This is a genomic window from Streptomyces sp. NBC_00289 (assembly GCF_041435115.1).
GTDB lineage: Bacteria > Actinomycetota > Actinomycetes > Streptomycetales > Streptomycetaceae > Streptomyces.
In genome coordinates this window covers 8,127,581-8,154,542 of the sequence record NZ_CP108046.1, presented here as the reverse complement: position 1 = coordinate 8,154,542, position 26,962 = coordinate 8,127,581, and the positions used below count along the sequence as shown (strand labels likewise).

23 protein-coding genes and 2 tRNA genes are annotated in these 26,962 nt (G+C 71.2%); 7 read left to right on the top strand and 18 right to left on the bottom strand.

Going from position 1 to position 26,962, the window contains the following annotated elements; genetic code table 11:
• Positions 1-224 precede the first annotated feature (224 nt).
• Entirely contained in the window at positions 225-2,423 is a 2,199-nt protein-coding gene (locus OG985_RS36925) for an elongation factor G-like protein EF-G2 (RefSeq protein WP_371674598.1), read from the top strand.
• 229 nt (positions 2,424-2,652) lie between these two features.
• Positions 2,653-4,314, top strand: a complete 1,662-nt coding sequence (locus OG985_RS36920) for a hypothetical protein (RefSeq protein WP_371672720.1) — start codon at positions 2,653-2,655, stop codon at positions 4,312-4,314.
• Positions 4,315-4,369: 55 nt separating this feature from the next.
• Here OG985_RS36920 and OG985_RS36915 read toward each other — a convergent pair whose 3' ends face one another.
• From OG985_RS36915 to OG985_RS36900, 4 genes are all read right to left on the bottom strand, one after another.
• Positions 4,370-4,930 carry an HIT domain-containing protein gene (locus OG985_RS36915; RefSeq protein ID WP_371672719.1) on the bottom strand — a complete coding sequence of 187 codons (561 nt, stop codon included), beginning with the start codon at positions 4,928-4,930 and terminating at the stop codon, positions 4,370-4,372.
• 107 nt (positions 4,931-5,037) lie between these two features.
• Positions 5,038-7,014 (bottom strand): threonine--tRNA ligase, encoded by a 1,977-nt coding sequence (thrS, locus tag OG985_RS36910; RefSeq protein WP_371672718.1) that lies wholly within the window; start codon positions 7,012-7,014, stop codon positions 5,038-5,040.
• Between the two features lie 90 nt (positions 7,015-7,104).
• Positions 7,105-8,319: a hypothetical protein gene (locus OG985_RS36905; RefSeq protein WP_371672717.1), complete on the bottom strand. Its 1,215-nt coding sequence runs from the start codon at positions 8,317-8,319 to the stop codon at positions 7,105-7,107.
• Positions 8,316-8,882 (bottom strand): DUF4365 domain-containing protein, encoded by a 567-nt coding sequence (locus OG985_RS36900; RefSeq protein WP_371672716.1) that lies wholly within the window; start codon positions 8,880-8,882, stop codon positions 8,316-8,318. The genes OG985_RS36905 and OG985_RS36900 overlap by 4 nt, the downstream gene beginning before the upstream one ends.
• Positions 8,883-9,050: 168 nt before the next feature.
• Here OG985_RS36900 and OG985_RS36895 point away from each other — a divergent pair, with 168 nt between their 5' ends.
• The gene (locus OG985_RS36895) at positions 9,051-9,779 is read left to right on the top strand and encodes a 3'-5' exonuclease (protein ID WP_371674597.1); all 729 of its coding nucleotides are present in this window, start codon (positions 9,051-9,053) and stop codon (positions 9,777-9,779) included.
• Between the two features lie 72 nt (positions 9,780-9,851).
• Here OG985_RS36895 and OG985_RS36890 read toward each other — a convergent pair.
• Both OG985_RS36890 and OG985_RS36885 read right to left on the bottom strand, forming a co-directional pair.
• Positions 9,852-9,923: transfer RNA gene (locus OG985_RS36890), tRNA-Val, on the bottom strand.
• A gap of 39 nt (positions 9,924-9,962) precedes the next feature.
• The gene (locus OG985_RS36885) at positions 9,963-10,421 is read right to left on the bottom strand and encodes an SRPBCC family protein (protein ID WP_371672715.1); all 459 of its coding nucleotides are present in this window, start codon (positions 10,419-10,421) and stop codon (positions 9,963-9,965) included.
• A 75-nt stretch (positions 10,422-10,496) separates the two neighbouring features.
• Here OG985_RS36885 and OG985_RS36880 point away from each other — a divergent pair, with 75 nt between their 5' ends.
• Complete coding sequence (locus OG985_RS36880; RefSeq protein WP_371672714.1) at positions 10,497-12,884, top strand: SCO7613 C-terminal domain-containing membrane protein; 2,388 nt, start codon at positions 10,497-10,499, stop codon at positions 12,882-12,884.
• Between the two features lie 63 nt (positions 12,885-12,947).
• On the opposite strand, the gene OG985_RS36875 is transcribed toward OG985_RS36880, so the two are convergent.
• The 7 genes from OG985_RS36875 to OG985_RS36845 all read right to left on the bottom strand — a co-directional run bounded on the left by OG985_RS36875 (position 12,948) and on the right by OG985_RS36845 (position 20,606).
• Positions 12,948-15,683: a Tat pathway signal sequence domain protein gene (locus OG985_RS36875; RefSeq protein WP_371672713.1), complete on the bottom strand. Its 2,736-nt coding sequence runs from the start codon at positions 15,681-15,683 to the stop codon at positions 12,948-12,950.
• Positions 15,684-15,805: 122 nt separating this feature from the next.
• Positions 15,806-16,417: a hypothetical protein gene (locus OG985_RS36870; RefSeq protein ID WP_371672712.1), complete on the bottom strand. Its 612-nt coding sequence runs from the start codon at positions 16,415-16,417 to the stop codon at positions 15,806-15,808.
• A gap of 6 nt (positions 16,418-16,423) precedes the next feature.
• Entirely contained in the window at positions 16,424-17,314 is an 891-nt protein-coding gene (locus OG985_RS36865; RefSeq protein WP_371672711.1) for a carbohydrate ABC transporter permease, read from the bottom strand.
• Complete coding sequence (locus tag OG985_RS36860) at positions 17,311-18,264, bottom strand: carbohydrate ABC transporter permease (RefSeq protein ID WP_371672710.1); 954 nt, start codon at positions 18,262-18,264, stop codon at positions 17,311-17,313. Before OG985_RS36860 ends, OG985_RS36865 begins: the two co-directional genes overlap by 4 nt.
• A gap of 11 nt (positions 18,265-18,275) precedes the next feature.
• Positions 18,276-19,565, bottom strand: coding sequence for an ABC transporter substrate-binding protein (locus OG985_RS36855; RefSeq protein ID WP_371672709.1), 1,290 nt, complete (start codon positions 19,563-19,565; stop codon positions 18,276-18,278).
• A 438-nt stretch (positions 19,566-20,003) separates the two neighbouring features.
• Positions 20,004-20,075 (bottom strand) — tRNA-Val (locus OG985_RS36850).
• A gap of 78 nt (positions 20,076-20,153) precedes the next feature.
• Positions 20,154-20,606 (bottom strand): TIGR02611 family protein, encoded by a 453-nt coding sequence (locus OG985_RS36845; protein ID WP_371672708.1) that lies wholly within the window; start codon positions 20,604-20,606, stop codon positions 20,154-20,156.
• A 191-nt stretch (positions 20,607-20,797) separates the two neighbouring features.
• Here OG985_RS36845 and OG985_RS36840 point away from each other — a divergent pair, with 191 nt between their 5' ends.
• Together OG985_RS36840 and OG985_RS36835 are read left to right on the top strand one after the other, a co-directional pair.
• Positions 20,798-21,211, top strand: coding sequence for an SsgA family sporulation/cell division regulator (locus tag OG985_RS36840; protein WP_004002642.1), 414 nt, complete (start codon positions 20,798-20,800; stop codon positions 21,209-21,211).
• 336 nt (positions 21,212-21,547) lie between these two features.
• Positions 21,548-22,108: a CGNR zinc finger domain-containing protein gene (locus OG985_RS36835; protein WP_371672707.1), complete on the top strand. Its 561-nt coding sequence runs from the start codon at positions 21,548-21,550 to the stop codon at positions 22,106-22,108.
• A 64-nt stretch (positions 22,109-22,172) separates the two neighbouring features.
• Here the strand turns inward: OG985_RS36835 and OG985_RS36830 are convergent, their stop codons facing one another.
• Complete coding sequence (locus OG985_RS36830; RefSeq protein WP_371672706.1) at positions 22,173-22,325, bottom strand: hypothetical protein; 153 nt, start codon at positions 22,323-22,325, stop codon at positions 22,173-22,175.
• 153 nt (positions 22,326-22,478) lie between these two features.
• Positions 22,479-22,919: a hypothetical protein gene (locus OG985_RS36825; RefSeq protein WP_371672705.1), complete on the bottom strand. Its 441-nt coding sequence runs from the start codon at positions 22,917-22,919 to the stop codon at positions 22,479-22,481.
• Positions 22,920-23,629: 710 nt separating this feature from the next.
• On the opposite strand from OG985_RS36825, the gene OG985_RS36820 reads away from it, so the two are divergent.
• Positions 23,630-24,151, top strand: a complete 522-nt coding sequence (locus OG985_RS36820; RefSeq protein WP_371672704.1) for a DsbA family protein — start codon at positions 23,630-23,632, stop codon at positions 24,149-24,151.
• A 19-nt stretch (positions 24,152-24,170) separates the two neighbouring features.
• Here the strand turns inward: OG985_RS36820 and OG985_RS36815 are convergent, their stop codons facing one another.
• The 3 genes from OG985_RS36815 to OG985_RS36805 all read right to left on the bottom strand — a co-directional run bounded on the left by OG985_RS36815 (position 24,171) and on the right by OG985_RS36805 (position 26,939).
• Entirely contained in the window at positions 24,171-24,995 is an 825-nt protein-coding gene (locus tag OG985_RS36815; protein ID WP_371672703.1) for a GNAT family N-acetyltransferase, read from the bottom strand.
• An 82-nt stretch (positions 24,996-25,077) separates the two neighbouring features.
• Positions 25,078-25,899 carry an aminotransferase class IV gene (locus tag OG985_RS36810; protein ID WP_371672702.1) on the bottom strand — a complete coding sequence of 274 codons (822 nt, stop codon included), beginning with the start codon at positions 25,897-25,899 and terminating at the stop codon, positions 25,078-25,080.
• Positions 25,896-26,939 carry a chorismate-binding protein gene (locus OG985_RS36805; RefSeq protein WP_371672701.1) on the bottom strand — a complete coding sequence of 348 codons (1,044 nt, stop codon included), beginning with the start codon at positions 26,937-26,939 and terminating at the stop codon, positions 25,896-25,898. Before OG985_RS36805 ends, OG985_RS36810 begins: the two co-directional genes overlap by 4 nt.
• Positions 26,940-26,962: the final 23 nt, after the last annotated feature.

The following is a 26,962-nucleotide window of genomic DNA, read 5'->3' as shown; positions in this document are numbered from 1 at the left end:
CGCGTGCGGGCGGCGGACGGGCACCCGGCCCCCGTGTCACGTCCCCGCGGCATCCGGGTCACGGCGCGATCGCGTCCTTCGTATGGACGCACCGTGACGGGAGTGGAAAGCTCGAAGGACCGCGGGCGTCACCGGAGCCGTTACCGGCCCGGACGAGGTCTGTCCGGGGAAGGATCCGCGTGCCCGCGCCCACAGAGACCTCACCGTGCACGGGAGGCAAGGCCATGGGCGACAAGGCGAACACACACCCCGGAGCCGCCGGCAGGGCTACGGCGGCCGACCACCCCGCGTCCGTACGGAATGTGGTGCTGGTCGGCCACAGCGGATCCGGCAAGACGACGCTGGTGGAGGCTCTCGCCCTCACGGCGAAAGCGGTGAACCGGGCGGGCCGCGTGGAGGACGGCGGCACCGTCTCCGACTACGACGACATCGAGCACCGACAGCATCGTTCGGTGCAGCTGTCCCTGGTCCCCGTCGAATGGGACGGGATCAAGATCAACCTCCTCGACACCCCCGGCTACGCCGACTTCGTCGGGGAACTGAGGGCCGGTCTGCGAGCGGCGGACGCGGCCCTCTTCGTCGTCTCCGCCTCGGACGGCGTGGACGGCTCGACCCGCATGGTGTGGGAGGAGTGCGCCGCCGTCGGCATGCCGCGGGCCATCGTCGTCACCCACCTGGAGGCGGCCAGGGCGGACTTCGAGGAGATGACGCGGATCTGCGCGGAGGCCTTCGGCGCGGACGACCCCGACGCCGTACTGCCGCTGTACCTGCCGCTGCGCGGCCCGCAGGCAGCGGACGGGCACGCGCCCGTGACCGGTCTGATCGGGCTGCTGTCGCAGAAGCTGTTCGACTACTCCACCGGGGAGCGCAAGGAGTCCGAGCCGGGCGCGGACCAGCTGCCGCTGATCGAGGAGGCCCGCGACCGGCTGATCGAGGGGATCATCTCCGAGAGCGAGGACGAGACCCTCATGGACCGCTACCTCGGCGGCGAGCAGGTCGACGTACGGACGCTCGTCGAGGACCTGGAGCGGGCGGTCGCGCGCGGGGTCTTCTTCCCCGTCCTGGCCGCCGCCCCCGCGGCCGAGGGCGCCCGGCAGGGGCTCGGCACGGTCGAGCTGCTGGAGCTGGTCACGGGCGGTTTCCCGACCCCGCTGGAGCGCGAGGCGCCCGGCGTCACCACGGTCGACGGGAAGCCGCGCGAACTGAAGCCGTGCGACCCGGACGGGCCGCTGGTGGCGGAGGTCGTGAAGACGGCGTCCGACCCGTACGTCGGCCGGGTCTCCCTCGTACGGGTCTTCTCCGGCACCCTGCACTCCGACGAGACGGTGCACGTCTCCGGGCACGGGCTCGCCGACCGCGGACACGAGGACCACGACGTCGACGAGCGCGTCGGCGCCCTGTCCTCGCCGTTCGGCAAGCAGCAGCGGGCGCTCACCCACTGCATCGCCGGTGACCTGGCCTGCGTGGCGAAGCTGAGCCGGGCGGAGACCGGCGACACCCTCTCGGCCAAGGACGACCCGCTGCTCATGGAGCCGTGGGAGATGCCGGACCCGCTGCTGCCGCTCGCCATCCAGGCGCACAGCAAGGCCGACGAGGACAAGCTCTCGCAGGGGCTCGGCAGGCTGGTCGCCGAGGACCCGACCATGCGTCTGGAACAGAACCAGAACACCCACCAGGTGGTCCTGTGGTGCCTGGGCGAGGCGCACGCCGACGTCGCGCTGGAGCGGCTGCGCACCCGCTACGGCGTCCAGGTCGACGTCGTACCGCACAAGGTGTCCCTCCGGGAGACGTTCGCGGACAAGGCCGGCGGGCGCGGCCGGCACGTCAAGCAGTCCGGCGGGCACGGGCAGTTCGCGATCTGCGAGATCGAGGTGGAACCCCTGCCGGGCGGTTCCGGCATCGAGTTCGTCGACAAGGTGGTCGGCGGCGCGGTGCCGCGCCAGTTCATCCCGTCGGTCGAGAAGGGCGTAAGGGCCCAGGCGGCCAAGGGAGTTGTCGCGGGCTATCCGCTCATCGACGTCCGGGTCACGCTGCTGGACGGCAAGGCGCACTCCGTGGACTCCTCGGACGCCGCGTTCCAGACGGCCGGCGCGCTGGCGCTGCGGGAGGCCGCGTCGGACGTGCGGATCCACCTTCTGGAGCCGGTGGCGGAGGTGACGGTGCTGGTCGGCGACGAGTACGTGGGCGCCGTGATGAGCGACCTGTCGGGGCGGCGCGGCCGGGTGCTCGGCACCGAGCAGACCAGCGGCGGCCGCACCCTGGTGCGGGCCGAGGTGCCGGAGATCGAGATCGGCCGGTACACCGTCGACCTGCGCTCGCTGTCCCACGGAACCGCCCGGTTCGACCGCTCGTACGCGCGGCACGAACCGATGCCGCCGCAGATCGCGGAACGCGTTCGCGAAGACGTGCGCGGCGCCTCGTAGTTGGCATTCGGCGCCACCGGAGTGGCCTGTATGCGCCGCTGCCTCCGCGTCGGCGGGCGGTTCGGACCGTCCGCCGACGGGATGTCCGTGCCTGCGGATACGCTGATCACCTGATCACGTTGTGACTCGATCATGGGCCGGGTCGTCAGGATCAGCTGATCAACAGGTGTGCGGGGCAGGGAAGTCGGGAAAGCCGCAGAAGCGAGAGCAGCGGCGATCGGGGGCGGGAATGACCGTTGACGGCGGTTACGCGGACATCTTCGGGCCGCAGGTGCCGCGTACGGGCGACGAGGGGCAGACGGCGACCTTCGCGCTGGCCTCGGCGGCCTACCGGGACGGCCCCATGGAGGAGATCAAGAAGGCCGACAACGAATGGCACGAGTCGACCATCAAGCCCGGGCGCCGGTGGTCCCGGATCTTCCGGCCCAACCTGGGTGAGGCGTTCTCCGGCGCGGTGGTGGCCCGGATGCTGGGCAGCGGCCGCAACCCGCTCATCCAGTCCTTCGGCGCCGAGCCTCAGGCGGTCGTCGAGCACTGCCTGGCGGCGAACAACATCCGCAAGGACCGCGACAACCGGCTGATGATCGTCACACTGCTGTGCGGTCTGCTGTTCCTGCCCGGCTTTCTCGTCTGGCTGCTGATCTTCCAGACCCGGGCCGCCATCGACAGGCGCGACGACAAGCGGGCCTCCGCGCTCGGCACCACCCTGCTCGTCGCCTTCGGCGCACTCGCCGTGCTCTTCCTGATCCGCATGCCGTTCACCGGCTTCTGGGCCCTGTACGCGCGCGCTTCGGTCGTCATGCCCGTCCTCGGCTGGCTGTGGGCCCGGCGGATCTGTGAGCGCACGGCGACGGACCTGCGGGAGCGCTGGAACAGCCTGCTCTCGGGCAGCAGCGTCGGCGCCAAGGTGCCCGAGGCGGTACCGAGCAGCCCGCGCGAGACGGCGGCGGAACAGCTGCGCCAGTCGCTCGCCAGGCTCAGCGCCGAGCAGCAGTCGAACTCCGTGTTCTACGCGGGCCCCAAGGGCATCCTGGGCATGGGCACGCGCTGGGGTTCCTGGCAGCTCGCCGAGGATCTGGTGGCGGCGGACCCCAACAGGGAGATCCATCCCTTCCGCAGCTGGGACGTCATCCGGTCGATCCACGACCAGCTGCGCATGCTGGAGCGGGGCCCGCTGAACACCGGCGGTTTCCCGAAGGCCTCCATACGGCACTGGATCGTCACGCCGATCGGGGAGAACGCCAAGGCGGTGTCCCGGCCCGAGGGCACCGACGTGGAGGCGTACCAGGTCAAGTCGCACGCCATACAGGAGATCTGCAACAAGCAGCAGTTCGGCGCCGGCGACCGGCACTACCTCGGCGTGCAGTGGACGCTGTGGGACGGGCAGTTGGTCATCACCATGATGATCACCGTGACCGTGTTGCACGCGACCCTGCGCATCGAGGTCACCGGGCACGCCCTGGGCCCGGTGAACCCGCTGTTCACCAGCAAGGCGGAGGCACCGACCAAGGAGGTCGCGAAGTCGCTGAAGCCGTGGGAGAACCGCACGGTGAAGCTGCCCCTGGTCAGCACGAACGAGGTGGTGCGCCTGGCCGTCCGCGCGCCCCTGACCTGGTACCCGCCGCTGCTGAACTGGCTCGGCGGCTCGATAGGCCTGCCGGAGCCGTTCGGCCTGCGGCACGCCTGGGCCGATCAGCCCTGGCGCCACCGCTTCATGGCCGACGACGCCCTGCGCGCAGCGGCGCCGGTGCTGCGGGTGGTGCACGCGGCGGCGATCCGGGTGCTGGACGAGAACGGCGTGGACACGGAGAAGTTCGGCAACCGCTCGGCGTTCCTCTCCACCGCGGTGCAGGACACCTCGCCGCGGAAGGCGGACGTCTACGACGCGTGAGTCCGGGGCGGACGTGTCCGCCCCGGCCCGGGCGGACGTGTCCGCCCGGGCCCGCTCAGCCCGCCGGCCAGGCGTCCGCCAGCATCTTCCGGGTGTCCGCCAGGAGCTGCGGCAGCACCTTCGTGTGACCGACCACCGGCATGAAGTTGGTGTCGCCGCCCCAGCGGGGCACGAGGTGCTGGTGGAGGTGGGCGGCGATGCCGGCGCCCGCCACCGTGCCCTGGTTCATGCCGATGTTGAAGCCGTGCGCGCCGGAGGCGGTCCGCAGGGCCGACATCGCCTGCTTGGTCAGCGCGGCGAGCTCGGCGGTCTCCGACTCCGTGAGGTCCGTGTAGTCGGCGACGTGGCGGTAGGGCACGACCATCAGGTGGCCGCCGTTGTACGGGTACAGGTTGAGCACCGCGTACACCTGCTCACCGCGGCGGACGATCAGGCCGTCCTCGTCGGACTTCGCCGGGATCGAGCAGAAGGGACAGCCGTCGTCGGCACCCGGGCCGGTCGGCTTGTTCTCACCCTGGATGTACGCCATCCGGTGGGGCGTCCACAGACGCTGGAACGCGTCCTGCGTCCCCACTCCCCACTGCTGCTCCGGCTCACTCGTCATGCAGTGCAGCATATGACTTGGCCCGCTCGCGCCGTGTGGGCGGGGTTGTGGGAGAAGCGGCCTCGCGCGAGGCCCCGGCAGGTCGAACCTCCCGGGGGCCTCGCGCGACGCGGCGCGGGTCAGACCTGCGTGCGCTCCTCGACGACCTGAGCGATCTTCGCGATGGCCGCCTCGAGGGGGATGCCGTTCTCCTGGGAGCCGTCGCGGTAGCGGAAGGACACCGAGTCGTTCGACATGTCCTCGTCGCCCGCGATGACCATGAAGGGCACCTTCTGCTTCTGGGCGTTGCGGATCTTCTTCTGCATACGGTCCGAGGAGGAGTCGACCTCGACCCGCAGGCCCTTCTTCCTGGCCTCGGCGGCGAACTTCTCCAGGTACTCGACGTGCCCGTCGCCGATCGGGATGCCGACCGCCTGAACCGGGGCCAGCCAGGCCGGGAAGGCGCCCGCGTAGTGCTCGAGCAGCACCGCGAAGAACCGCTCGATCGAACCGAACAGAGCGCGGTGGATCATGACCGGGCGCTGCTTGGAGCCGTCGGGGCCGGTGTACTCCAGGTCGAAGCGCTCCGGCAGGTTGAAGTCGAGCTGCACGGTCGACATCTGCCAGGTGCGGCCGATCGCGTCCTTGGTCTGGACGGAGATCTTCGGACCGTAGAAGGCGGCGCCGCCCGGGTCCGGGACCAGCGGGAGGCCCTGCTTCTCGGCCACCTGCCGCAGCGTCTCGGTGGCCTCCTCCCACACCTCGTCGGAGCCGACGAACTTCTCCGGGTCCTTGGTCGACAGCTCCAGGTAGAAGTCGGTCAGACCGTAGTCGCGCAGCAGGTTCAGCACGAAGGTGAGCGTCTTGTCGAGCTCGTCGGCCATCTGCTCGCGGGTGCAGTAGATGTGCGCGTCGTCCTGGGTGAAGCCGCGGGCGCGGGTCAGGCCGTGCACGACGCCCGACTTCTCGTACCGGTACACGGTCCCGAACTCGAAGAGGCGCAGCGGCAGTTCACGGTAGGAGCGGCCGCGCGCGTCGAAGATCAGGTTGTGCATCGGGCAGTTCATGGGCTTGAGGTAGTAGTCCACGCCCTCGTCGAGCTGCATGGGCGGGTACATGCCGTCGGCGTACCAGTCCAGGTGGCCCGAGGTCTCGAAGAGCTTCCCCTTCGTCGCGTGCGGGGTGTAGACGAACTCGTAGCCCTCCTCCTCGTGCCGGCGGCGCGAGTAGTCCTCCATGACCCGGCGGACGACACCGCCCTTGGGGTGGAAGACGGCGAGGCCGGAGCCGATCTGCTCCGGGATGGAGAACAGGTCGAGCTCGCTGCCGAGCTTGCGGTGGTCACGCTTCTCGGCCTCGGCGAGGAAGTCGAGGTGCGCCTTCAGCTCGTCCTTGGACGGCCACGCGGTGCCGTAGATGCGCTGGAGCATGGGGTTCTTCTCGCTGCCGCGCCAGTAGGCGGCCGCGTTGCGCATCAGCTTGAACGCCGGGATGTTGCGGGTGGTGGGCAGGTGGGGACCGCGGCAGAGGTCCTTCCAGCACAGGTCACCGGTCTTGGCGTCCAGGTTGTCGTAGATCGTCAGCTCGCCGGCGCCGACCTCGACGTCCGCGCCGTCGTCCGTGGAGGCCGAACCCTTGATGCCGATGAGCTCCAGCTTGTAGGGCTCGTTCGCGAGCTCCTCGCGGGCCGCCTCGTCGGTGACGACGCGACGGGCGAACCTCTGCCCGCGCTTCTGGATCTCCTGCATCTTCTTCTCGACGGCCTTGAGGTCCTCCGGCGTGAAGGGCCGCTCGACGTCGAAGTCGTAGTAGAAGCCGTCCTTGACCGGCGGGCCGATGCCCAGCTTGGCCTCGGGGAAGAGCTCCTGCACGGCCTGGGCCATCACATGCGCGGTGGAGTGGCGCAGGATGTTCAGGCCGTCCTCGGAGGAGATCTCCACGCCCTCGACGGTCTCGCCGTCCCGCACCGCGTACGAGAGGTCCTTGAGCTCCCCGCCCACGCGTGCGGCGATGACGGAACGCTCACCGGCAAAGAGCTCGGCGGCCGTGGTGCCCGTCGTCACCGTTCGCTCTTCCCGCTCGGAATCGCGTTGGATGATCACACGGACGTCTGACACCGGTCTCTCCTGACTGAAGGTGGGCGCGGCGCCGTACCGAGAGCGCACGCAATACCGGATCGTACCGACCCGGGGCCGCCCACCGCGAAATCATTCCCCGCCGCGGGCTCCCTCGAAGAAGTCCAGGTTCTCCTGCAGCGACTTCATCAGGCGGTCCCGCTCGGCCTCGTCGACCTGCACGGGCACGACACCGGAGGCCTCGGTCAGCCGCCGGAAGCCGCCCCGGCTCTCCAGCCTGCCGTGCACCCGCACCGGCAGCCCGACGAGGTGAGCGTGTCCGGCGATCCGGTACGCCTCCTCGTCCAGGGTCAGCCGGACGTGCGGCACCTCGGCGCCGGCCAGCACCCGCAGCCGCACCGTGCCCTCGCCCCGCGGCCCCGACCTGCGCATCCGGACCACCGCACCGGTGATCCGCACGGGCACGGAGGGCTCCTCGCGCAGATAGCGGGCGCCGGCCTCGCGCAGGGCGGGCAGGTCGCCGGGCGAGAACTCGACGGGCCCGGCGGCCGCGCAGTCGTCGGGGACGCCCGCGGCCGGCGCCCACGCGACGGCGATCCGGGCGCCCTCGGTGCCCCGGACGAGGGTGATCAGGGCCTCGGTGAGCTCGCGGCTGACGCCCGCCCCGACGGCCCCGTCGAAGGCGCCCATGCCGCCGGTGGCGCGCTGGAAGTCGATGGCCTCACGGGCCGCGTGCAGGGCCTGGTGGAGGCGGACGGCGAGCGCCCGCCCGGAGCCGACGGGCACGAAGGCGGTCAGGCCGTGTCCACCGGCCGCGGCACCGACGAGCACGCTCTCCAGGGACGCGGTGGCGCTTCCGCGGTACCGGGCGCCGTAGTAGCCGGCCCGGGCACGGGTGGCGAGCGCGGCGGCCAGCAGGGTCTGCCGGGCAGCGGTGCGCAGTTGCTCCTCGACCGTCCAGGGAGCGGCGGGGACCGGCCCCACCGGGACGTCCCGCCACCAGCGGATCTCGTCGCTGGGCACGGCGAGCCCGACGAGCACCTCCCGCGCGGAGGGCGTGCCGCTGCGGGCCAGGGCGACCAGCGCCTCGCCGAGCAGGTCGTCGCTGTCGGGGAAGGCGCGGCTCTCGGGCACCAGCAGGCTGGTTGTGCCGCCACCCGGACCGGGCGGGGTCCAGCGGCCGTAGCGTCCGGCGGCTCCGCCGCGCCGCTGCCAGCCGTGCCGCCGCAGCAGGGCGGCGAGGACGGCGGGGTCGACCTGGCCGGGCTCGGGGGGACGGTCCCAGTGGGCGTCGTCGGGGTGCGGCCTGACGGCCCGCAGTGGCTCGTGCAGCGGTCGGTGGGTCATGGTCTGCCTCCCGTCCCGACCCGCGTCATGATCTCGCAGAGGGCCCGGTCGTCGAAGACGCGCGAGGTCGGTATGCGCACGGTGGTCCGGTTCCGGCCGGTGACCGGATGGCCGGCGAGGTTGATCCAGTAGCAGCAGTGGCGCAGGTCGAGCCGGTCGTGGCTGGCGCGCAGCCAGTCGTCCTGGGACCGCGGGACGAGCATCACGACGAGGATCTTGTGCACCGACACCGGGGTGCGGGCGAGCTTCGCCAGGTGGGCGTTGTCGAGCGTGAAGGAGAAGAAGCGGCCGGGCGGGTTCGGCGCGATCTGGTAGGTGCACTTGAGCTGCACCTTGATGGTCACCTCGTCGTCGACGGTGTGGCCCGGTGAGCCGTGACTGACGTGCCAGTCGATGCCGTTGTCCGGAAAGGGCTGGGACAGCGAGCAGCCCGCGGCCGCCGCGACCGCGTGCAGATAGCCGACCTGCAGTGTCTCCATGCAGGCGGTGGTGGCGAGTGTGCCGCGATGGGGTGCCGTCCGTTCGGGCAGCAGCCCGCCCCGCTCGGGCTGCGCTATCGCCATGACCAACAGCCTTCCCAGCCGTGTGAATCCCCGTGTCGAGCCGCTGAACTGCAAAGACCCGTACTTCTGTTGTGTCCTTCCGGCGTACGGCGCAAACAGCCCGGGTATCACCAAACGGGCAGGAGACGGAACGTCAGCTGCCGTGGGTGAACGAGGAGTTGCATGGTGATGACGTGCTGGTACGAGGGCCCACTGGCCGCCTTCGACACGGAGACCACGGGCGTCGACGTCGAGACCGACCGGATCGTGTCGGCCGCCGTCGTCGTCCAGGACGCCCCGGGCACGCGGCCACGGATCAGCCGGTGGCTGGTGAACCCGGGTGTGCCGGTGCCCGCCGGAGCGACGGCGGTGCACGGACTGACGCAGGAGCATCTGCAGCGCAACGGCCGCTGGCCGGCGCCGGTGATGCACGAGATAGCCGAGGCGCTGGCGGAGCAGGCCGGGGCGGGCCGTCCGCTGGTGGTGATGAACGCGCCGTTCGATCTGACGCTCCTGGACCGCGAGTTGCGCCGCCATCGCGCCTCGTCCCTGGACCACTGGCTCGAGGCGTCGTCGCTGCGCGTGCTCGACCCGCGGGTCCTGGACAAACACCTGGACCGCTACCGCAAGGGCCGACGCACCCTGACCGATCTGTGCGAGCACTACGGCGTCGTCCTGGACGGCGCGCACGACGCGGGCGCCGACGCGCTGGCCGCACTCGACGTCGTACGGGCGGTGGGACGTCGTTTCGCGGCCCGGCTCGAGCGGCTGTCTCCGGCCGAGCTGCACACCCTGCAGTCGGTGTGGCACGCGGCACAGGCGCGCGGTCTGCAGGCGTGGTTCGCGCGCAGCGGCACCGACGAGGTGGTGGACACGGCGTGGCCGCTGCGTCCGGAACTGCCGGCGGCGGCCGCATAGCCGCACACGGCCGCAAGAACCGCACGGCCGCGCAAAAAAGCCGGTCCGCTGCTGCGGACCGGCTTTTCCCGGTGGGCGATACTGGGTTCGAACCAGTGACCTCTTCGGTGTGAACGAAGCGCTCTCCCACTGAGCTAATCGCCCGGGAACGCAGTGAACAATACAGGTCCCCGCGGCTTTCCTTCAAACCGCTTGGCGGCCGCGCCCGAGGTGGGCCGCCAGTCCGCGCCGCCCGGCCCGCATCATCAGCCAGTGGTTGGCGCGGAAGAACGGCCGCCCCGGCACCGCGAACCGCCTGAGCAGCGGCTTGTTGACCTGGACCGCCTGGTCGTAGCGGGCCAGGCTGCCGGTGCCGTCCGGCATGACCGTCCAGCGCGCCCAGCCGTCGAGATCACCGGACATGGCGATTTCAAGGACTCCGGCCGCGGGGTCGCGCCGCACCTCGCGCGCGGTGAAGGTGAGGTCGTACGGGATGAGGGAGCGGATCCGGACGACGCCCGTCGTGTCGTCGGTACGGCGTACCTCGCGGACCTGGCGCCACCAGCGCGGGTAGTCCTCGGCCCGCTCCAGCGCCGCGTACACGGTGGCGGGCGGCGCGGGCAGGGCCCACAGGCTGCGGAAGCGGTAATGCGTCCAGTCCATGTGCCGAGTGTGCCCGTACGCAGGCACGATGCGCGGCATCCGGCGGGTTTGAGTACGGTCTGAGTACGCGCACTCATGTCGTACGACGTGACGCGGGCCACGCTGCGAGGCATGACGCACATTCCGCCACCGGCCGAGGAGTTGCGGTTCCTCGACGCCGAACTGCGGCAACTGGACGCCCGTCGGGCCCAGTTGCTGGTCCGCCGCGCCTGGCTGCTGACCTCCCTCCAGCCGGTGCGGCCCAACCTGCCCGCTCCGGCCGGACCGCCCCGTCCGGAGACCAGCGCGCCGGGCGTGCAGAACGTCCTCCTGCTGCTGGGCGGAATCCTGCTGACCGTCGCCGCGATGGTGTTCACCCTGGTCAGCTGGGGGCACCTCGGAATCGCCGGCCGGGCCGCGGTGCTCGGCGCCGTCACGCTGGCGGCGCTCGGCGCACCCGTGGCGCTGTTGCGGCGAGGCCTGCGCTCGACCGCCGAGTCGGTCGCGGGTCTCGGCCTCGCGCTGACGATGCTGGACGCGTACGCCCTGCACGAGGCCGCGTTCCCGACGGCGGACGGCGTCACCTACGCGGCCGCCGCGTCGACGCTGCTGGCGGCGGTGTGGACGGCGTACGGCGTGGCGCTCGCCGCGCTGCCGGGTCCGGCCGCCGTGCGGCTGCCGCTGCCCGCCGCCCTGGTCTGCGCCCAACTCCCCCTTGCGCTCTGGGCGGTCGCGAGCGGCGGCGGACCGCACACGGTCACCGCCGCGGTGCTGCTCACCGCCGCGTTCGACACGGTTGTCGCGCTCCGGGTGTCCGGGCGGTCCCTGCGGCTCGTCGCAGCGGGCGGCGCGTTCGGCACCGGCGGCTGGGGCGTGCTGGCGACCGGCCTGCTCTCCCTGGACGCGGCCGGTCCGGGTGCCGCCGCCCGTGCGGCGGCGCTCTTCGCCCTCGCGGCGGCGATCGCCCTCGGCGCCGCGTGGTTCGCTCCCCGGCCGGCTCTCGCGACCGGCACAGCGGTGGCGGGCGGGCTGTTCCTGGTCGCCGGGGCCGGGGGCGTCCCGCGCGCCGTACTGCCCGGCGACTTGACGGTGCTCGGGTATCTGGTGTGCGGGATCGCGCTGGTGGCCGCCGTGCGGGGGCCGGTCGCGGAGCCGGTGCGGCGGGGCCTCGCCCTCGCCTCGGGGGCGGTGCAGGCGTGCGCGGTGCTGTGGGCGCTGCCTGCCGTCGGCGTCGCGCTGCTGGGTCCGGTCGCGTGGGTGCTGCACGCGTGGTCCGGCGCGCCGGCCGACGCCCGCGCCGCGGCGACGGTCGACGGTTTCTGGCCGGCGCACGCGGCCACGGCTCCCCTGGTCCTCGTCGCGGTGGCCACGGTGCTCGCCCTGGCGGTCCGCGACGTACGGTGGCGCCCGCAGGCATGGACGGCCGCGCTCGTCCTGGCCTGGGCCACGGTGCTCGTCCTCCCGGCGGCACTCGAAATGCCGTACGCCGTCGGCCTGTTGGTTCAGGGCCTGGCCACGGTGGCGGTGCTCGGGTTCGCGACGCCGGTGTCCACGGGGCTCGCCGTGCTCGGCTCCGCCGGCCTCGCCCTCCTCTCCCTGGCCACCGAGACGGGAACCCTCGTCGTACTCGGTTCACTGACCGTCCTGTTCGCGGTGGCCGCGTGGCGCCGACGCCTCGCCCCGGTCTCGGCGTCCGTCTCCCTCGGGTACGCCACCGGGCTGGCCTGCGCCGTGGGCGCCTCGCTGGGCCTCCCGCCGCAACACACCGCGCTGCTGGTGCTCGCCGTACCCACGGCCGCGGCGCTGGCCGCTCACCGTGTCGGCGGCACCCCCGTCAGGGTCGCCGTCGAGGCGACCGGTGCCGCGGCGGCCCTCGTCGCCGTCGGCCTCACGCTCACCGACCCACCCCTGCTCTCCCTGGTGCTCGCCCTGTGCGCGGTGATCGCCGCCGGCACGGCCGTCCGCCCGGACCGCCGCCCCGCCGGCTACGCGGCCACCGCTCTCCTCGTCCTGGCCACCTGGGTCCGGCTGGCGGCCTGGGGCATCACGGCGCCGGAGGCGTACACGCTGCCGGCCGCGGTCCCCGCGCTGCTCGTCGGCGCCCTCCGCCGCCGCCGCGACCCCGGGGCGTCGTCCTGGTACGCCTACGGCCCCGGGCTCGCCGCCGGCCTCGTGCCGAGCCTCTTCGCGGCCTGGGGCGACGCCCACTGGATCCGCCCGCTGCTGCTGGGCGCGGCGGCCCTGCTGGTCACGCTGCTGGGCGCCCGGCACCGGCTCCAGGCGCCGCTCGCCCTGGGCGGCACGGTGCTCTCCCTGGACGCGCTGCACGAACTCGCCCCGTATCTCGTCCAGATGACCGACGCGCTCCCCCGCTGGGTGCCTCCCGCCCTCGCCGGACTGCTGCTGCTCGCCCTCGGGGCGACGTACGAGCAGCGACTGCGCGACGTCCGGCGGGTGCGGGAGGTCCTGGGGCGGATGAACTAGTGCCGCGGCAGGCAACGTCTGCGCGACGGGGCGAACGTTGCCTGGCGGGGCACCGGTTTCGGGTCACGGCATCCTGTCGCCGAGCAGTGCGAGGTTCTCGATGGCGGCGAGTCCGTAGAGCGCGGTGTCGTTGGTGGACACCCAGGTGGCCTCGCTGCCCGGCACCAGGGTGACGGGGCCGCTCAGCTTCTCCGTCTTCCAGGGCGCCGACTCCTGGTAGCCGTCGGAGCTGTAGAACTTCTCCCAGGCCCGCTTGGCGAGCTTCTCGTCCCCGGTCCGCACGGCCGTGTACGCGTCGAGGCGCGAGTGTCCCTGGAAGAGCAGCAGGCTGCCGAAGTTCGAGCCGTAGCGTGCCGCCTGCTCCGCCTTGGTCGCGTTGAAGTAGCGGCAGTAGTCGAAGTAGGCCTCGTTGAATTTCGGCATGTCGACGAGGTCGATGAGCTCGGCGCACAGCTCGTTGAGGCCGAACACGGCGGAGAGGTGGGAGACGCTGACGACGGGCACCGCGGCCACGGCGAACTTCCCGGTGTCGAGGTCGTACAGCCCGCTGCCCTGCACGAACCCGTTGGGCTGGGCGGCGATGGTCTCCATGGTCGAGAGGACCCGCGCCTTGGCCTTCTCCCACTTGGGGCCCTTGCGCTCCCACTCGGTCAGCCAGGCCGACACCAGGCCGCTCCAGTCGGTGCCGAAACCGACCGACAGGGCGTGCCGGTCGGGCGTGTACGGCTCGGTGCGGATCTTGCGGATCGGGTCGAGGACGAGGAAGGTCTCGTCGGAGTCGACGTTGGCGTGCATGAGGTCGCCGACCCGCTCGTCACCGGTGAGGAAGTAGTAGTAGCGCCGGTAGGTGGTGTTGGCGATGCGCTGCTGCTTGGCGCTGTCGGCGTAGTGCTGGACGCCGTGCCGGGTACCGAGACCGGCCCATTTGCCCAGGTGGTACACGTCGACCTCGCCGGTGTGCCGGGTCATCGCCTCCGCGAAGCGGAAGATGTCGGCACGGCCGCTCCTCAGGTACGCCAGCCAGAGCCACAGGTCGGGCGACAGCTCGGAGTTGTCCCAGGCGTAGCCGCCGATGTCGTACCGCCAGACGTGCCGGGCGGTGTCGTACGTGTGCATGATGTCGCCGTAGTCCCAGAAGCCGTACCAACGGCGTTGCTCGACCTGGTCCTTGTAGTAGGTGAAGAGGAAGTCGAGGTGGTCCTCGATCTTCGCCTTGGCGGGCGTGGAGCGGTCCGGCTCGGAGTAGAGGCCGGGGCCGAGCACCCTGGCCTTGATGAGCTGCCTGGGCGGGGCGGCCAGCTGCGGCAACACCCTTACGGCTTGGACCTGTTGGGCGAGCCTCTCGGCGCTCGGGGTGGACTCGTTGGCCCAGAAGAGGAGTTCGGAGGTGCGGGCGATGCCGTACGGGGTGCCGAATTCCGGCTCGTAGTCCTCGTAGGTGATGTTGAGGCCCTCGAGCTGTTCGGCGTACGTGTCCTGGCCCATGCCGTCGTGGTAGAACCGCAGGTCCATGGGCTGCGCCTCGGGGGACCAGAGCCAGAGGGTGACCTCGGCCTCGTCGGTCTGGGCGTCGCGGATGTCGAGCTGGGCGGGGAACTTCTCCCAGAAGTCCCGCAGGCCGAAGGAGAGCCCGCCGGATGCGCCGCCCACGTACCCGAATCCGGAGGCCCGCCCGCCGCCGCCGGCGCCGATCCAGCCGTGCCCCTTCTTCGTGCGCTTGCGCAGTGTGAAGCCGTCGGCGGAGAGCTGCGAGAGGGTGTAGTCGCCCCACTCGGGGATGTACTGGAGTCTGGTCGTCACCCGCTGGTCCCAGGTGGCCGGGTCGGGCAGCTTCTCGCCCGCGTACTGCGCCGCCTGCACGGCGGCACCCGGGTCACGGCGCAGACCGGTGATGCCCTTGACCGCCTCCCGCAGCAGACCGGTGCCCTCGCCGCCGATGCGGATGTGCCGGTCGTACGCCGCGTCCCGCATCGGCACCGTGAAGCGGACGCCGAGACCGCGGATGAAGTCGCCGCTGCTCCTGCCGGGCTCCTGGGTGCCGTCGAAGGTGACGGTGTGCACCATGCGAAACGAGTCGGCGCCCGCGTAGAAGTACAGGCGGATGGAGAACGGCAGCCAGCTCCGGTTGCCCTTGCGGTGCTTGCCGTCGATGCGGACGACCGCGCGGACCGGGCCCTTCTGCTCGACGGTGACCTCGGAGACGGCACCCTCGAAGCGCTCGGTCTTCACCGCGCCCTGGTCCTCGTCCTCGATCTCCGGCTGGCGGATCAGCACGAGACGACCGTTCCTGGCGATCTCCGTCGAGCCCCGGGTCACCGACTTGATGAGGGTCGCACCCGAGGTGCCGATGCTCGCGGTGATGACACCGGTCGACACCTCGATGGTGCCGCCGCGCCTCACCACGGTGACCTTCTTCTCCGGCGCGGCCGCGTCCCCGGCGCTGAGAGTGAGCTTTCCGGAGCCCGAACTGACCGCGTGGGCAGTCCACTTGAGGGAGCCGTCCGGCCAGTAGGCGAGCGGCCAGGACTGCACGGGCACGGCCTTGCCGTCCGCGTCGGACACGGCGAACGTCTGGTCCGCCTCGTACGTGCCCTTCGGCCAGGGGACACCGACGGTGGAGCCGGGGGCGGCGCCGAGGCCGCCGGCCTCCAGCCAGTCCAGGGGCACGGGATCGGCGTCGGCGTTCTCGGCTCGGGGCGCGGCCTGCGCCTCCTTGGCGCCGAGCGCCCAGCTGAACTGCGCGGCGGCTCCGGCGACGGCGGCCGCCTTGAGGAGGGACCTGCGGGGAATGGGGGACATGGCCTTTCCTTTCCGTGCGGGGTTCGGGTTCGAGAGATGGGGACGAGCGCCCGGGTGGTCAGGGGCATGACAGACCGAGGTGCGACGCCCGGTGCGCCGACCTGGTGCGAGGGCACCGCCCGTCAGCGGCGCCGGTGGCGCTCCTCGACGGCTACGGCCGCCGCCGCGACGGCGCCCAGGACGGGCACCGCGAGCGGCGCGACGAACCAGGCGGAGCAGGTGACGACGACCAGTCCGCCGACGACCAGGAAGGACCCGGCCGGGTCGAGGACGGTCCGCCGGCCCGCGTCCGCCAGCAGGGAGCGCCAGGCCGCGCCGGGCGTCCACACGGCGGCCGCGCGCAGCCCGGCCACGCCGAGGCCGATCAACGCGAGGAGACCCACGGCCCCCACCAGCGGCCCACCGGGAAGGCCGGCCCGGACGGCCTGGACATCCACCCAGGCCACGGCCACGGCGGCCCAGCCGGCGAGCCCGACGAGCCACCCGCCGCGCACCGCCGACCGGAAGTCGGCGGCGAACTCGCGCATGCCACCGGCCCGGTGGCCCGCGCGGCGGCGCAGGTGCCGGGCGCCCGCGGCGAACGCGGCCGGGTAGGTGACCACCCCGACCGAGGCCACCGCGATCCACACGCCGGTGAGCAGACACTCGGCGAACAGGGCGAACCGCTCGGCGAGGACGGACTCCCCACGCGGGGCGCGTGCTTCGGCGCGCACTTTCGCGCGTGCTTGGGCCATGCCGGGTCAGCCCTTCAGACCGGACGTCGCCATGCCGTCGATGAGGTACCGCTGGAAGGCGAGGAAGAACAGCAGGACGGGCAGCAGCGCGACCAGGGACATGGCGATCAGTCCGCCGTAGTTGGCGGCGACACCGTCGGAGTCGCGGAACATCATCATGCCGAGGGAGACCGTGTACTTGCCGGGCTCGTTGAGGTAGATCAGCGGACCCATGAAGTCGTTCCAGGCGTTGATGAAGGTGAAGATCGCGCTGGTGATGAGCGCGGGCCGGCACAGCGGCAGCACGATCGACCAGTAGATCCTCAGATGCCCGCAGCCGTCGATCCGCGCGGCCTCGTCGAGCTCCCGCGGCAGGTTGCGCATGAACTGCACCATGAGGAAGACGAAGAAGGCCTCCGTCGCCAGGTACTTGCCGAGGAGCAGCGGCACATAGGTGTTGATCAGCTCCATCTTCTGGAACATCACGTACTGCGGGATGAGCAGCACGTGGTACGGCAGCAGGAGCGTGCCGATCATCAGCGCGAACATCAGGTTCCGCCCGGCGAACCGGATCCGGGCGAAGGCGTACGCGGTCAGCGAGCAGGAGACGAGGATGCCGACGACGGCGCCGAGCGCGTAGAACAGGGAGTTCTGGAAGAACGTCAGGATCGAGATGTCGGCGATGCCGTCGGCCAGGCCCCGGAAGTTGCTGAGGACGGGGCTGGCCGGGAACAGCTCCAGGCTGTTGACGATGTCCCTGCTGGGCTTGAACGAGGCGCCGACGACCCAGAGGACCGGGTAGAGGACGACCGCGAGAACGAGCAGGGCGCCGACGTGCCAGACGAGCGAGCCGGTCCGCCGGCGGCCGAGGCCGAGCGGCTCGGAGGTGGAGGTGGAGGTGGAGGTGGTGGTGCTCATCGGGCGGCCTCCTCGTAGTGCACCCACTTCTTCTGCGACCAGAAGAGGACCGCCGTCACCAGTGCCACGGCGAGCAGCAGCATCCAGGCCATGGCGGAGGCGAAGCCCATCTGGGCGTTCTTGAAGCCCTGCTGGTACAGGTAGCAGGTGTAGACGAGCGTGGCGTCGGCCGGTCCGCAGTAGCCGTTGGAGACGACGTACGCCGAGCCGAAGATCTGGAACGAGTGGATCGTCTCCAGCAGCACGTTGAAGAAGAGCACCGGGGAGATCATCGGAAGCGTGATGTTCCAGAACCGCCGGAAGGGTCCGGCACCGTCCATCGCGGCCGCCTCGTACAGCTCCCTCGGCACCTGCTTCAGCCCCGCGAGGAAGATCACCATCGGGGCGCCGAACTGCCACACCGTGAGCGCGACCAGGCTGTAGAGGATCCAGTCGGGGTTGCCGACCCAGCCGCCCACGTCGAAGCCGAAGAACGACTGCGTACGGTCCACGACGGCGTCGTCCGAGAAGAGCGCGCGCCACACGAAGCCGACGGAGACGCTGGCGCCGATCAGCGAGGGGGCGTAGAACGCGGCCCGGTAGAAGGCCTGACCGCGTCGGCTCTGCGCGAGCAGCAGGGCGACCCCGAGCGCGAGCAGCAGCTTCAGCGGGGTACCGATGACGACGTACTTGGCCGTCACCTCGACCGACCGCTGCCACCGGGGATCGTCGAACATCTTGGTGAAGTTGCCGAAGCCGATCCACTTCGGCGAGTTGAAGAGGTTGTAGTCGGTGAACGCGAAGTAGAGCGAGGCGACCATGGGTCCCGCGGTCAGGAGCAGGAAGCCCGCGATCCAGGGAGACATGAACAGATAGCCGGCGAGGTTCTCCCGCCGCCCCCGCCGCCTGACGGCGGGGGCGGCGGGACGGACCTTCCGGATGTCGGGCGGAGAGTCCTTGACGAGCGTCACGGGTGTTCCCATCAGGCTTGGAAGGCGGCCTCGGACTCGGAGAAGAACTGCTTCACCGCGTCGGAGACCTTGGTCTTGCCCTGGGCCATGTCGCCTCCGATGCGCAGGAAGGCGGCCTCGACCGTGTCGGCGCCGGACGGGTGCGGGGTGATCGTCCCCAGAACACCCGCCTTCGCGGTGTCGTCCTCGTACTGCGCGATCTCCTTGCCGACCTCGTCGCTCGGCTTGTACGCGTCGTACTGCTCGGTGCTGGCCAGGATGCCCCGGTCGTAGCCCATGATCTTTCCGACCTCGGGGTCGTGGACCATGAAGTTGATGAACTGGGCGACTTCCTTGGGGTGCTGGGTCCGCGCCGAGCCGCTGAGCATCAGGGAGGCGAGGTACTGGCCGGTGTTCTTGCCGTCCGTGGTGGGGATCGGGGCGAGACCGTAGGTGCTGTCGCCCTCCGCCGAGTAGCGGACCGTGAAGTTGTCCCAGGTGAACTCGGAGGCACCGTGCGCGGCGGTCACCGACGACTTGGGCTTGTCCTGCTCGACGGTCTTCGGAGAGGTGATGATCCCGGCCTTGACCCGGTTGTACGCGTCAGTCCACCACTCCGTCAGGTCGGCCTGGTCGAACCCGAGTCCGTCCTTGTCGAAGAACGCCTTGCCGTTCTGGCGGAGGTAGAGGTCGTACAGGTACATGATGCTGAAGTAGCCGGTGTCCCCGGGGATCTTGGTCTTGTCGTGGATCGTCTTGAGGGCCTTGAAGTACTCGTCCCAGGTCCAGCCCGCCTGCGGGTCGACTCCCGCCTGCTCGAAGACCTTCTTGTCGATGACCAGCGCCATGGTGTTGGAGCCGACGGGGATGCCGAGCTGCTTGCCGTCGACCTCGCCGACCGTGGTGACACCCTCGCGGAAGTCGTCCAGGCTCAGATTCCCCGCGTCGATCTGGGACTTGAGGTCCAGCAGGATGCCGCGCTTGTCGTACTTCCGAAGAAATCCAACGGCGTTCTGGAATACGTCCGGCGGATTTCCGCCGGCGGCCTGGGTCTGGAACTTCTCCCAGAAAGACACGTAGTCCTGGAAGTCCGTCTTCACCTTGATCTTCGGATACTTCTTCTCGAAGAGCGCGATGGATTGGTTGATCTTCTTGGCCCGCTCGTCGGCACCCCACCAGGAGTAACGGATCGTCACCGTTCCGTCGGCCGACGTACCGCTGTCGCCACCGCAGCCGGTGGTCGCGGCCAGCCCCAGCGTGGCCGCCGTCGCACCGGCCGCCTTCAAGATCGTACGCCTCTCAACATTCCTGCTGGTTCCCACAGTCGGAGCCTCCCCGCAGCGTCGTTGCCGCCTGCATGAATCGTTTCAAGTAAGCGCTTGCTGGCACAAGCTACGGAGGGCCCCGGAGTGCGTCAATGATTCGGACAGGATTTTCTTGCGGCCCTGCCGGGCCTGTTGGCGAGTCGAGACGGACCGCACCGGGCGACGACGGAGGCGATGTCGCAGGTGGCAGAGGGTGGGGCGGCCCGTTAAAGGGGAAAGCGATTGCGGGGCGCCGTCCCGGCGCGCGTCCGAAAAACCTCGGACACCTGAGGCCTCTCGGCTCGGGTCGCGTCACCGGGAGCGAGCGCTCCGCCCACACCGCGCGGGGCCCGCCACCCCGCTCCCGTCACTCGCCGGCGAAGACCGCCGTCACGCACACCGTCCGTACACACGACGACGGCCCGCCTGCTCTCGCAGACGGGCCGTCGTGTCCGGTGGGCGATACTGGGTTCGAACCAGTGACCTCTTCGGTGTGAACGAAGCGCTCTCCCACTGAGCTAATCGCCCGGACGCAGGAAGAACATTACCCCATGTCAGGGGATGCCTGTGACCAGCGACGACCCGGCCCGGCCGCCCTGCCGCGGGTCACTGGTGCCTGATCTTCCAGGGCATCTCGAAGCCGAACTTCCACACGTAGATCCCGACGAGTACGGCCACGATCACCAGGCCGATCACCGTGAGGGTGATGTTGCGCCGGCGGACCTTGGGGTCGAGTGCGCGCTGCGCCGCCTCGGTGACCTTGCGCTTGGTCCAGCGCAGCACCAGCTGGGCCCACACGAACTCGGTCGCCCAGATGGCCATGCCGCCGAAGATCACCACCCAGCCCGGGCCGGGCAACGGCAGCATCACGATGCCGGCGGCCACCACGGCGAGCCCGATGACGAAGACGCCGACCTGCCAGCTGACGTGCAGCATCCGGCGGGCCTTGATGAATTCCGGCGCCTTGGAGCCGAGCCCCTGCTCGTCCCTCGCCCCGTCCGACTTCGTCTCCTCCGACACCACGGCAACCTCGCCCGGATCGTCACTCCCCGTATTCATACGGCCAAACCCTACCCGACGGAAACCGGTCACCGGAATGGTCGTACCGTGCAAACGTACCCTCGGCCGGAAGAGTTACGTAATCGCACGCAAAACACCCAGAGGGGTTTACAACGGCACCGTAGGTGGCATGTCGATTTCGCCGACGTGCGAATCCCCGAGCGCACACTGAGCGAAAGGCCCTGGCGCTTATGAACACCACGGTCAGCTGCGAGCTGCACCTGCGCCTCGTTGTGTCGAGCGAGTCCTCCCTGCCTGTCCCCGCAGGCCTGCGGTACGACACGGCCGACCCCTACGCCGTGCACGCCACCTTCCACACCGGAGCCGAGGAAACCGTCGAGTGGGTGTTCGCCCGCGACCTCCTCGCGGAGGGCCTCCACCGGCCCACCGGTACCGGCGACGTCCGTGTCTGGCCGTCGCGCAGTCATGGTCAGGGCGTCGTATGCATCGCCCTGAGCTCGCCCGAGGGCGAGGCCCTGCTCGAAGCCCCGGCGCGGGCCCTGGAGTCCTTCCTGAAGCGGACGGACGCGGCCGTGCCACCCGGCACGGAACACCGGCACTTCGATCTCGACCAGGAACTCTCACACATCCTGGCGGAGAGTTAGGCGAGGCCGCCACAGAGCCGCCCGGCGCCGTCCACTCGGGGAGACGGCTCGGGCCTAGACAACCGCATAGGGCACGCGCCCGGCGCCGTCACCGTGGAACCACTCCACGGGGCGGCGCCGGTCGCGTTCCGGGCGGCCGCGGGGGCCCGGTTCAGGGCGTGGGCCGAGGGGTGCCGTTCCGGCGCGCCGGAACGGGAACCCCCGCCTCGCGGGTGGCGTTGTTATCGGCAGACGTAGGAGGCTGTGCGGGCGAGCCGGTTGTCGGCGGTCCGGAAGCCACTACGATCGGCCAGCATCGGCGGGCGCCCGCCCGTCCCCCAGGCCAGGGAGCGAAACGTGCTGATCACCCACGACACCCGGTGCGCCCTCGACACCGTGGTGGATCTGGTGAACACCGCGCCGGAGGACGACGCGACGCCGGACGCGTTGCCGGACGTGGCCGCCCTAGAGGATTTCGTACGAAACCACGACATCAGCGATGTCACGATGCTCTCGGATTTCGACCTCTCCGCGGTGCGCAGGATTCGCGGGCGGTTCGCCGGGGTCTTCGCGGCCTCCGACGCCCGGGTCGCCGCCGGGCTGATCAACGAGCTGGTCGCCACCGCGGGCACCACCCCCCGGCTCACGAACCACGACGGCTACGACTGGCACGTGCACTACTTCGCACCCGGCGCCTCGGTCGCCGACCATCTGGCGGCCGACTGCGGCATGGCACTGGCGTTCTTCGTCGTGGCCGGCGAACAGGAGCGGCTCCGGCGCTGCGAGGCTCCCGACTGCCGACGCGCCTTCGTCGACCTGTCCCGCAATCGATCGCGGCGCTACTGCGACAGCCGCACCTGTGGAAACCGCCTGCACGTGGCCGCGTACCGGGCCCGGCGCAAGGAGGCCGCGGGCTGAGACCCGGGAAAGATCGCTGAGGTCGTGGCCCCCGGCGGGTGACGCCGGGAACCACGGGTACGGCTCACAGCATCAGCAGGTCGTGCAACGAGGCCATGAGCAGCAGACACCCGATCACCGCAAGAAAGATCATCAGCGGTGGCTGGGAAAGGGCGAAGAGACACCCGCGCGGCTCGTCCTGCGGCGGCGCGGCGTCGCTCTGTGTCGTGTCCAGCATCTCGCGGCGATGATGACGCAGTCGGCATGCCCTGGGCGATCAACACGCCAGGGACGTACGGGAGTTCGCTGTATTCGTGACTTTCGGTTCAGGTCGTGATCGTTTACGGGCGCGCGCCGACCCGCTGTGTCGTTTCCGCCCGTCGGGCGGCCCTCATATGCCGTGCTTCTTGAGGATGGCCTCGATGTCGCTGAAGTCGTCCCCCGACGAGGCACGGGGCGTGGCCGCGGGCCGGGCCGCCGGGCGGCTGCCCGGGCTCAGGGAAGGCGCCGAGGCGGCGGGAGCCACCGCATCGCGCTGTGCCGCCCGGGCCTCCTTGCGCTCCGTACGGCTGCCGCCGCGGCGGCGCTCCACGGCACGGGTGGTCGCGAACAGGGCCCAGGCTCCGCCGAGCAGGATGAAGCCGGCCCAGGCCGTCGGGCTGAACGCGGTGTCGGCGGCCCAGCCGACGATCCCGGTCATCACCAGGGCGACGGGAACGAGGGAGTAGGCGGCGATGCGGGCGGCCGCCAGGAAGCGCTTGCGGTACGCCGTCACCACCGCGATGCCCAGGCCGGCTGCGGACGCGGCGGAACAGACGGTCTCGGCAATCATCCGGTCCTCCAGGCAGGGCTCGCTCGGGCAGGGCACTTCGTCCCTTCCATCCTGCACCGTCCGGGCCCCGCCGGGCCATGCTCCGGCCGGACATCAGGGACATCTCCGGGTCGACTCCTCCGCAGGTGTCGGTCGAGCCGTACGGCCTCGGTCCGGGTCGGATTCCGGATGACGTCGCGCTTCGCGCCCCTGGCCGGTCGCGCCACCCCGAGCCGTGCGGGTCGTACGGGCACGGGCCCTCGGGTGCTACGGCCAGGGCCCGTGGGGCGTACGGCCATGGGCCTGATCGGTGTCGGGGCCCCCGGCTCTGCGGTCGCACCGCCGCGCGCCCGGCTGGTGCCACCGGCGCAGCCTTGCGCGACGCCCCGCCGTGCCCTGGCCTGTCGCGCCGCCCGAGGCCTGCGGGCCGTACGGCCCGCAGGCCTCGCGGGTCGTACGGCCACAGGCCCCGTGACTCGTACGGCCACAGGCCCCGTGACTCGTACGGCCACAGGCCCCGTGACTCATACGTCCACAGGCCCCGCGGGCCTTATGGCTACAGACCCCGTGAGTCGTGCGATCCAGGCCCTGTGGGTCGGACGGCCATGGGGCGGTCGGTGGCGTCATCGCACGCCCGCTGGCGGTCGGACCGCGCTACGTGAGCCCGGGCGGCGTGGCAAGCGTCCGGTATCCGGTTGGGGTGTCCGGGTCGGGGCTGGAAGACTGGGCCTATGAGCGACTCCTCCCCCGCCCGGCCCGCCGCCCCCGTCCTGGACGTCTGGTGCGAACTGCAGTGCCCGGACTGCGGCAGCGCCCTGGACGACCTCCGCGCCCTGCGCGCCCGGTACGGCGACCGGCTGGAGGTGCGGCTGCGCCACTTCCCGCTGGAGAAGCACAAGCACGCGTTCGCCGCCGCGCAGGCGGCCGAGGAGGCCGCGGAGCAGGGGCAGGCCTGGCCGTACGTCGAGGCCGTGCTCGGCCGGGTGGCGGAGCTGGACCGCGAGGGCGAACCGTTCCTCGTCGAGGTGGCCCGTGAACTCGGTCTGGACGCCGAGGAGTTCGACACCGCGCTGATCGACGGCCGGCACATCCTGATCGTGGACGCCGACCAGGCCGAGGGCAAGGCGATCGGCGTGACCGGCACCCCCACCTATGTCATCGGCGGCGAGCGCCTGGACGGCGGCAAAAGCCAGGAAGGGCTGCGCGAGCGGGTCGAGGAGATCGCGGACCGGTTGCTGGCCGAGGGCGCGTGACCCCTGGGGCGGCAGCGTCTCAGACGAGTTCCTTGTAGACGTGGCGGGCGGTCGTCACGTAGCCGAGTGACTCGTAGAGCCGTTCGGCGGGAGGGTTGCCGGCGAAGACGTTCAGGCGGATGACGGGCCACCCGGCCTCGACGGCCTGCGCCTCCGCCAGGAGCATCAGCGTCCTGCCATGACCCCGGCCCCGGTACCGCGGGTCGGTCTCGACGTCGTAGACGAAGGCCCGGCCGTCGAGCGAACCCGACCAGAGTGTGCCGACCGGCGTTCCCTCGTGTTCCAGGACGCTCAGCAGCACGCCCTCGGTGGCCAGGCCGTCGGGCAACAGGGTGGCCTGGTCCTTCTCGGCCTTGGCCCGGGCCTGCGCCTCGGGCACACCACGCTCGATCCAGTCCCGCGCGTAGGCCTCCGTCTCGTGTTCCCGCCAGACGTCGAACTCGGCCGGGGTCATCGGGCGGCCCCGGCTGCCGGCCGGCAGCTCGGGCGGGCTCTCGCCGAGGGGCTTCTCCATCGTGCGGTTGCGCAGGACGTACCCGAGGGACGTCGCCATCCGCACTGCCGCCGCGGAATCGGCGGGCACCGACGCCTCGATCCGCCGGCCGCCCCAGCCGCGGGCCACCTCCTCCGCGGCGAGCGCCGCCACCGTGCCCCGGCCGCGCCTGCGGTCCGGCTCGTCGATGCGCAGGTCCAGGATCCGGACCACCGTGGCACCGAAGGCGGGGCTGGTGCCGAGGTGTATCGCGCCGACGGAACGGCTGTTCACGCATACCTGGTAGCGGCGCGAACGCGTCCCGTCGGCAGCGTGCTGAAGCGGCTCGGTCGGCCGCAGGGTCGTGGTCATCAGAGGAGTTCTACCCGGCAAGGAGCACCGGGGCAGCCGAATATCGGTGAGAACCGCGGGACCATGGCTCCGTGGTCAGGGATCAGGGGTCGAGGTCGTCGCCGGCCCGCTCGTCGAAGACACGCATCGCCTTGGCCGTCACCGGTCCCGGCGTGCCGGTGAGTTCGCGGCCGTCGACGCGGTGCACGGCCTGCACGTCCCGCAGGGTGGAGGTCAGGAAGATCTCCTCGGCCCGCTCCAGGACGTCCAGCGGCAGGTCGGTCTCCTTGGCGCCGGTCCATTCGACGGTCAGGGCGCGGGTGATGCCCGCGAGGCAGCCGGAGGCGAGCGGCGGAGTGTGGATCTCGCCGTCGAGGACGACGAAGACGTTGGATCCAGTGCCCTCACAGAGCCGGCCGGCGGTGTTGGCGAACAGCGCCTCCGAGGCGCCCTGTTCGCGGGCCCGGGCGAGGGCGACGACGTTCTCGGCGTACGAGGTCGTCTTCAGGCCGGTGAGCGCGCCGCGTTCGTTGCGGGTCCACGGGACGGTGATCACGGCCGTGGAGTCGGCGCGGCGGCCGGTCTCGCCAAGGGCGACGACGAGCGTGGTGCCGTGTTCGCCGCGGTCGGAACCGAGCGGGCCGTGGCCGCCGGTGTAGGTGATGCGCAGCCGGCCCAGCGGCATCGGGTTGGCCTCGATGACGGCGGCGCAGGCGCGGCGGACCTCGTCGAGGTCGGGGTCGGGCAGGCCGAGGCCACGGGCGGACCGGGTCAGCCGGTCGAGGTGGCGGGTGAGCGCGAACGGCCGTCCGTCCACCGTCTTCACGGTCTCGAAGATGCCGTCGCCCACGGTCAGCCCGTGGTCGAACACGGAGACGCGGGCGGACTCGTTGTCCTGCAACCCGCCGTCGAGCCAAAGCTTCACGTCAGTTCCTCCATACTCACCTCGTACGTTCCCGACGCTATCGCGAGCAGCCGGGACGCCTTCAGCTCGGTCTCCCGCCATTCCCTCTCGGGGTCGGAGCCCCAGGTGATGCCGGCGCCGGTGCCGAACCGCAGCACACCGTCCGCGCGGTCGATCCAGAAGGTGCGGATGCCGACGGCCAGCTCGCCCGTCCCCCGGTCCGCGTCGACCCAGCCGACGCCGCCGCAGTACGGGCCCCGGGCCGCCGTCTCCAACTCCGCGATGATCCGCAGGGCGCTGGACTTGGGCGCTCCGGTGACCGACCCGGGCGGGAAGGCGGCACCGAGCAGCTCGGCCCAGCCGGCGTCCTCGCCGAGCTCGCCCCGGACCGTGGACACCAGGTGCACCAGGCCCGGGTGCTTCTCGGGCACGCACAGGTCGGGCACGGTGACGCTGCCGGTCGCGCAGATCCGGCCGATGTCGTTGCGGACCAGGTCCACGATCATCACGTTCTCGGCGAAGTCCTTCTCCAGGAGATCCGCCTCGGTCCGCCCGGTGCCCTTGATCGGCCCGGACTCGACGGTGCGGCCGGCCCGGCGCAGGAAGAGTTCGGGGGAGGCGGTGGCCACCTCGAGGCCGTGCCCGGGCAGCCGGATCGTTCCTGCGTACGGTGCCGGGTTGCCGCGCGCCAGCAGCGCCGTCAGCGCGTCCACGTCGGCGTCGGGAGCCACGGGCGCGGACAGCACCCGGCAGAGGTTCGCCTGGTAGACCTCGCCGACCGCGATGTACTCACGGATCCGTCGTACGCCCGCCGTGTACGCGTCGCGGTCGAGAGATGACGTCCAGTCACCGGCCGCGGGTCCGCGCCATGCGCCCGGCGCGGGGGCGGGCACCGGCTCACGGCGTACGTCCTCGAAGCGGGCGCAGGTCAGACCGCCCTCGAAGTCCGCGCAGACGGCCCAGAAGCCGGCGGAGTCGAGGGCCGCCGGATCACTGGTGACGTCGAGGAGACCCGTGGCGACACGGTCGCCGAAACGGGCGAGAGGAGGGAGGCGAAGCACACGTCGAGTCTATGGCGGGCGTC

Coding starts and splice junctions, on each gene's coding strand:
- OG985_RS36905 (WP_371672717.1), bottom strand. CDS start 8,319: ATGACCCACCGACCGCTGCACGAGCCACTGCGGGCCGTCAGGCCGCAC.
- OG985_RS36880 (WP_371672714.1), top strand. CDS start 10,497: ATGTCGTACGACGTGACGCGGGCCACGCTGCGAGGCATGACGCACATT.
- OG985_RS36915 (WP_371672719.1), bottom strand. CDS start 4,930: ATGCTGCACTGCATGACGAGTGAGCCGGAGCAGCAGTGGGGAGTGGGG.
- OG985_RS36820 (WP_371672704.1), top strand. CDS start 23,630: ATGAGCGACTCCTCCCCCGCCCGGCCCGCCGCCCCCGTCCTGGACGTC.
- OG985_RS36825 (WP_371672705.1), bottom strand. CDS start 22,919: ATGATTGCCGAGACCGTCTGTTCCGCCGCGTCCGCAGCCGGCCTGGGC.
- OG985_RS36815 (WP_371672703.1), bottom strand. CDS start 24,995: ATGACCACGACCCTGCGGCCGACCGAGCCGCTTCAGCACGCTGCCGAC.
- OG985_RS36845 (WP_371672708.1), bottom strand. CDS start 20,606: ATGAATACGGGGAGTGACGATCCGGGCGAGGTTGCCGTGGTGTCGGAG.
- OG985_RS36875 (WP_371672713.1), bottom strand. CDS start 15,683: ATGTCCCCCATTCCCCGCAGGTCCCTCCTCAAGGCGGCCGCCGTCGCC.
- OG985_RS36925 (WP_371674598.1), top strand. CDS start 225: ATGGGCGACAAGGCGAACACACACCCCGGAGCCGCCGGCAGGGCTACG.
- OG985_RS36840 (WP_004002642.1), top strand. CDS start 20,798: ATGAACACCACGGTCAGCTGCGAGCTGCACCTGCGCCTCGTTGTGTCG.
- OG985_RS36830 (WP_371672706.1), bottom strand. CDS start 22,325: ATGCTGGACACGACACAGAGCGACGCCGCGCCGCCGCAGGACGAGCCG.
- OG985_RS36870 (WP_371672712.1), bottom strand. CDS start 16,417: ATGGCCCAAGCACGCGCGAAAGTGCGCGCCGAAGCACGCGCCCCGCGT.
- OG985_RS36920 (WP_371672720.1), top strand. CDS start 2,653: ATGACCGTTGACGGCGGTTACGCGGACATCTTCGGGCCGCAGGTGCCG.
- OG985_RS36895 (WP_371674597.1), top strand. CDS start 9,051: ATGACGTGCTGGTACGAGGGCCCACTGGCCGCCTTCGACACGGAGACC.
- OG985_RS36885 (WP_371672715.1), bottom strand. CDS start 10,421: ATGGACTGGACGCATTACCGCTTCCGCAGCCTGTGGGCCCTGCCCGCG.
- OG985_RS36900 (WP_371672716.1), bottom strand. CDS start 8,882: ATGGCGATAGCGCAGCCCGAGCGGGGCGGGCTGCTGCCCGAACGGACG.
- OG985_RS36865 (WP_371672711.1), bottom strand. CDS start 17,314: ATGAGCACCACCACCTCCACCTCCACCTCCACCTCCGAGCCGCTCGGC.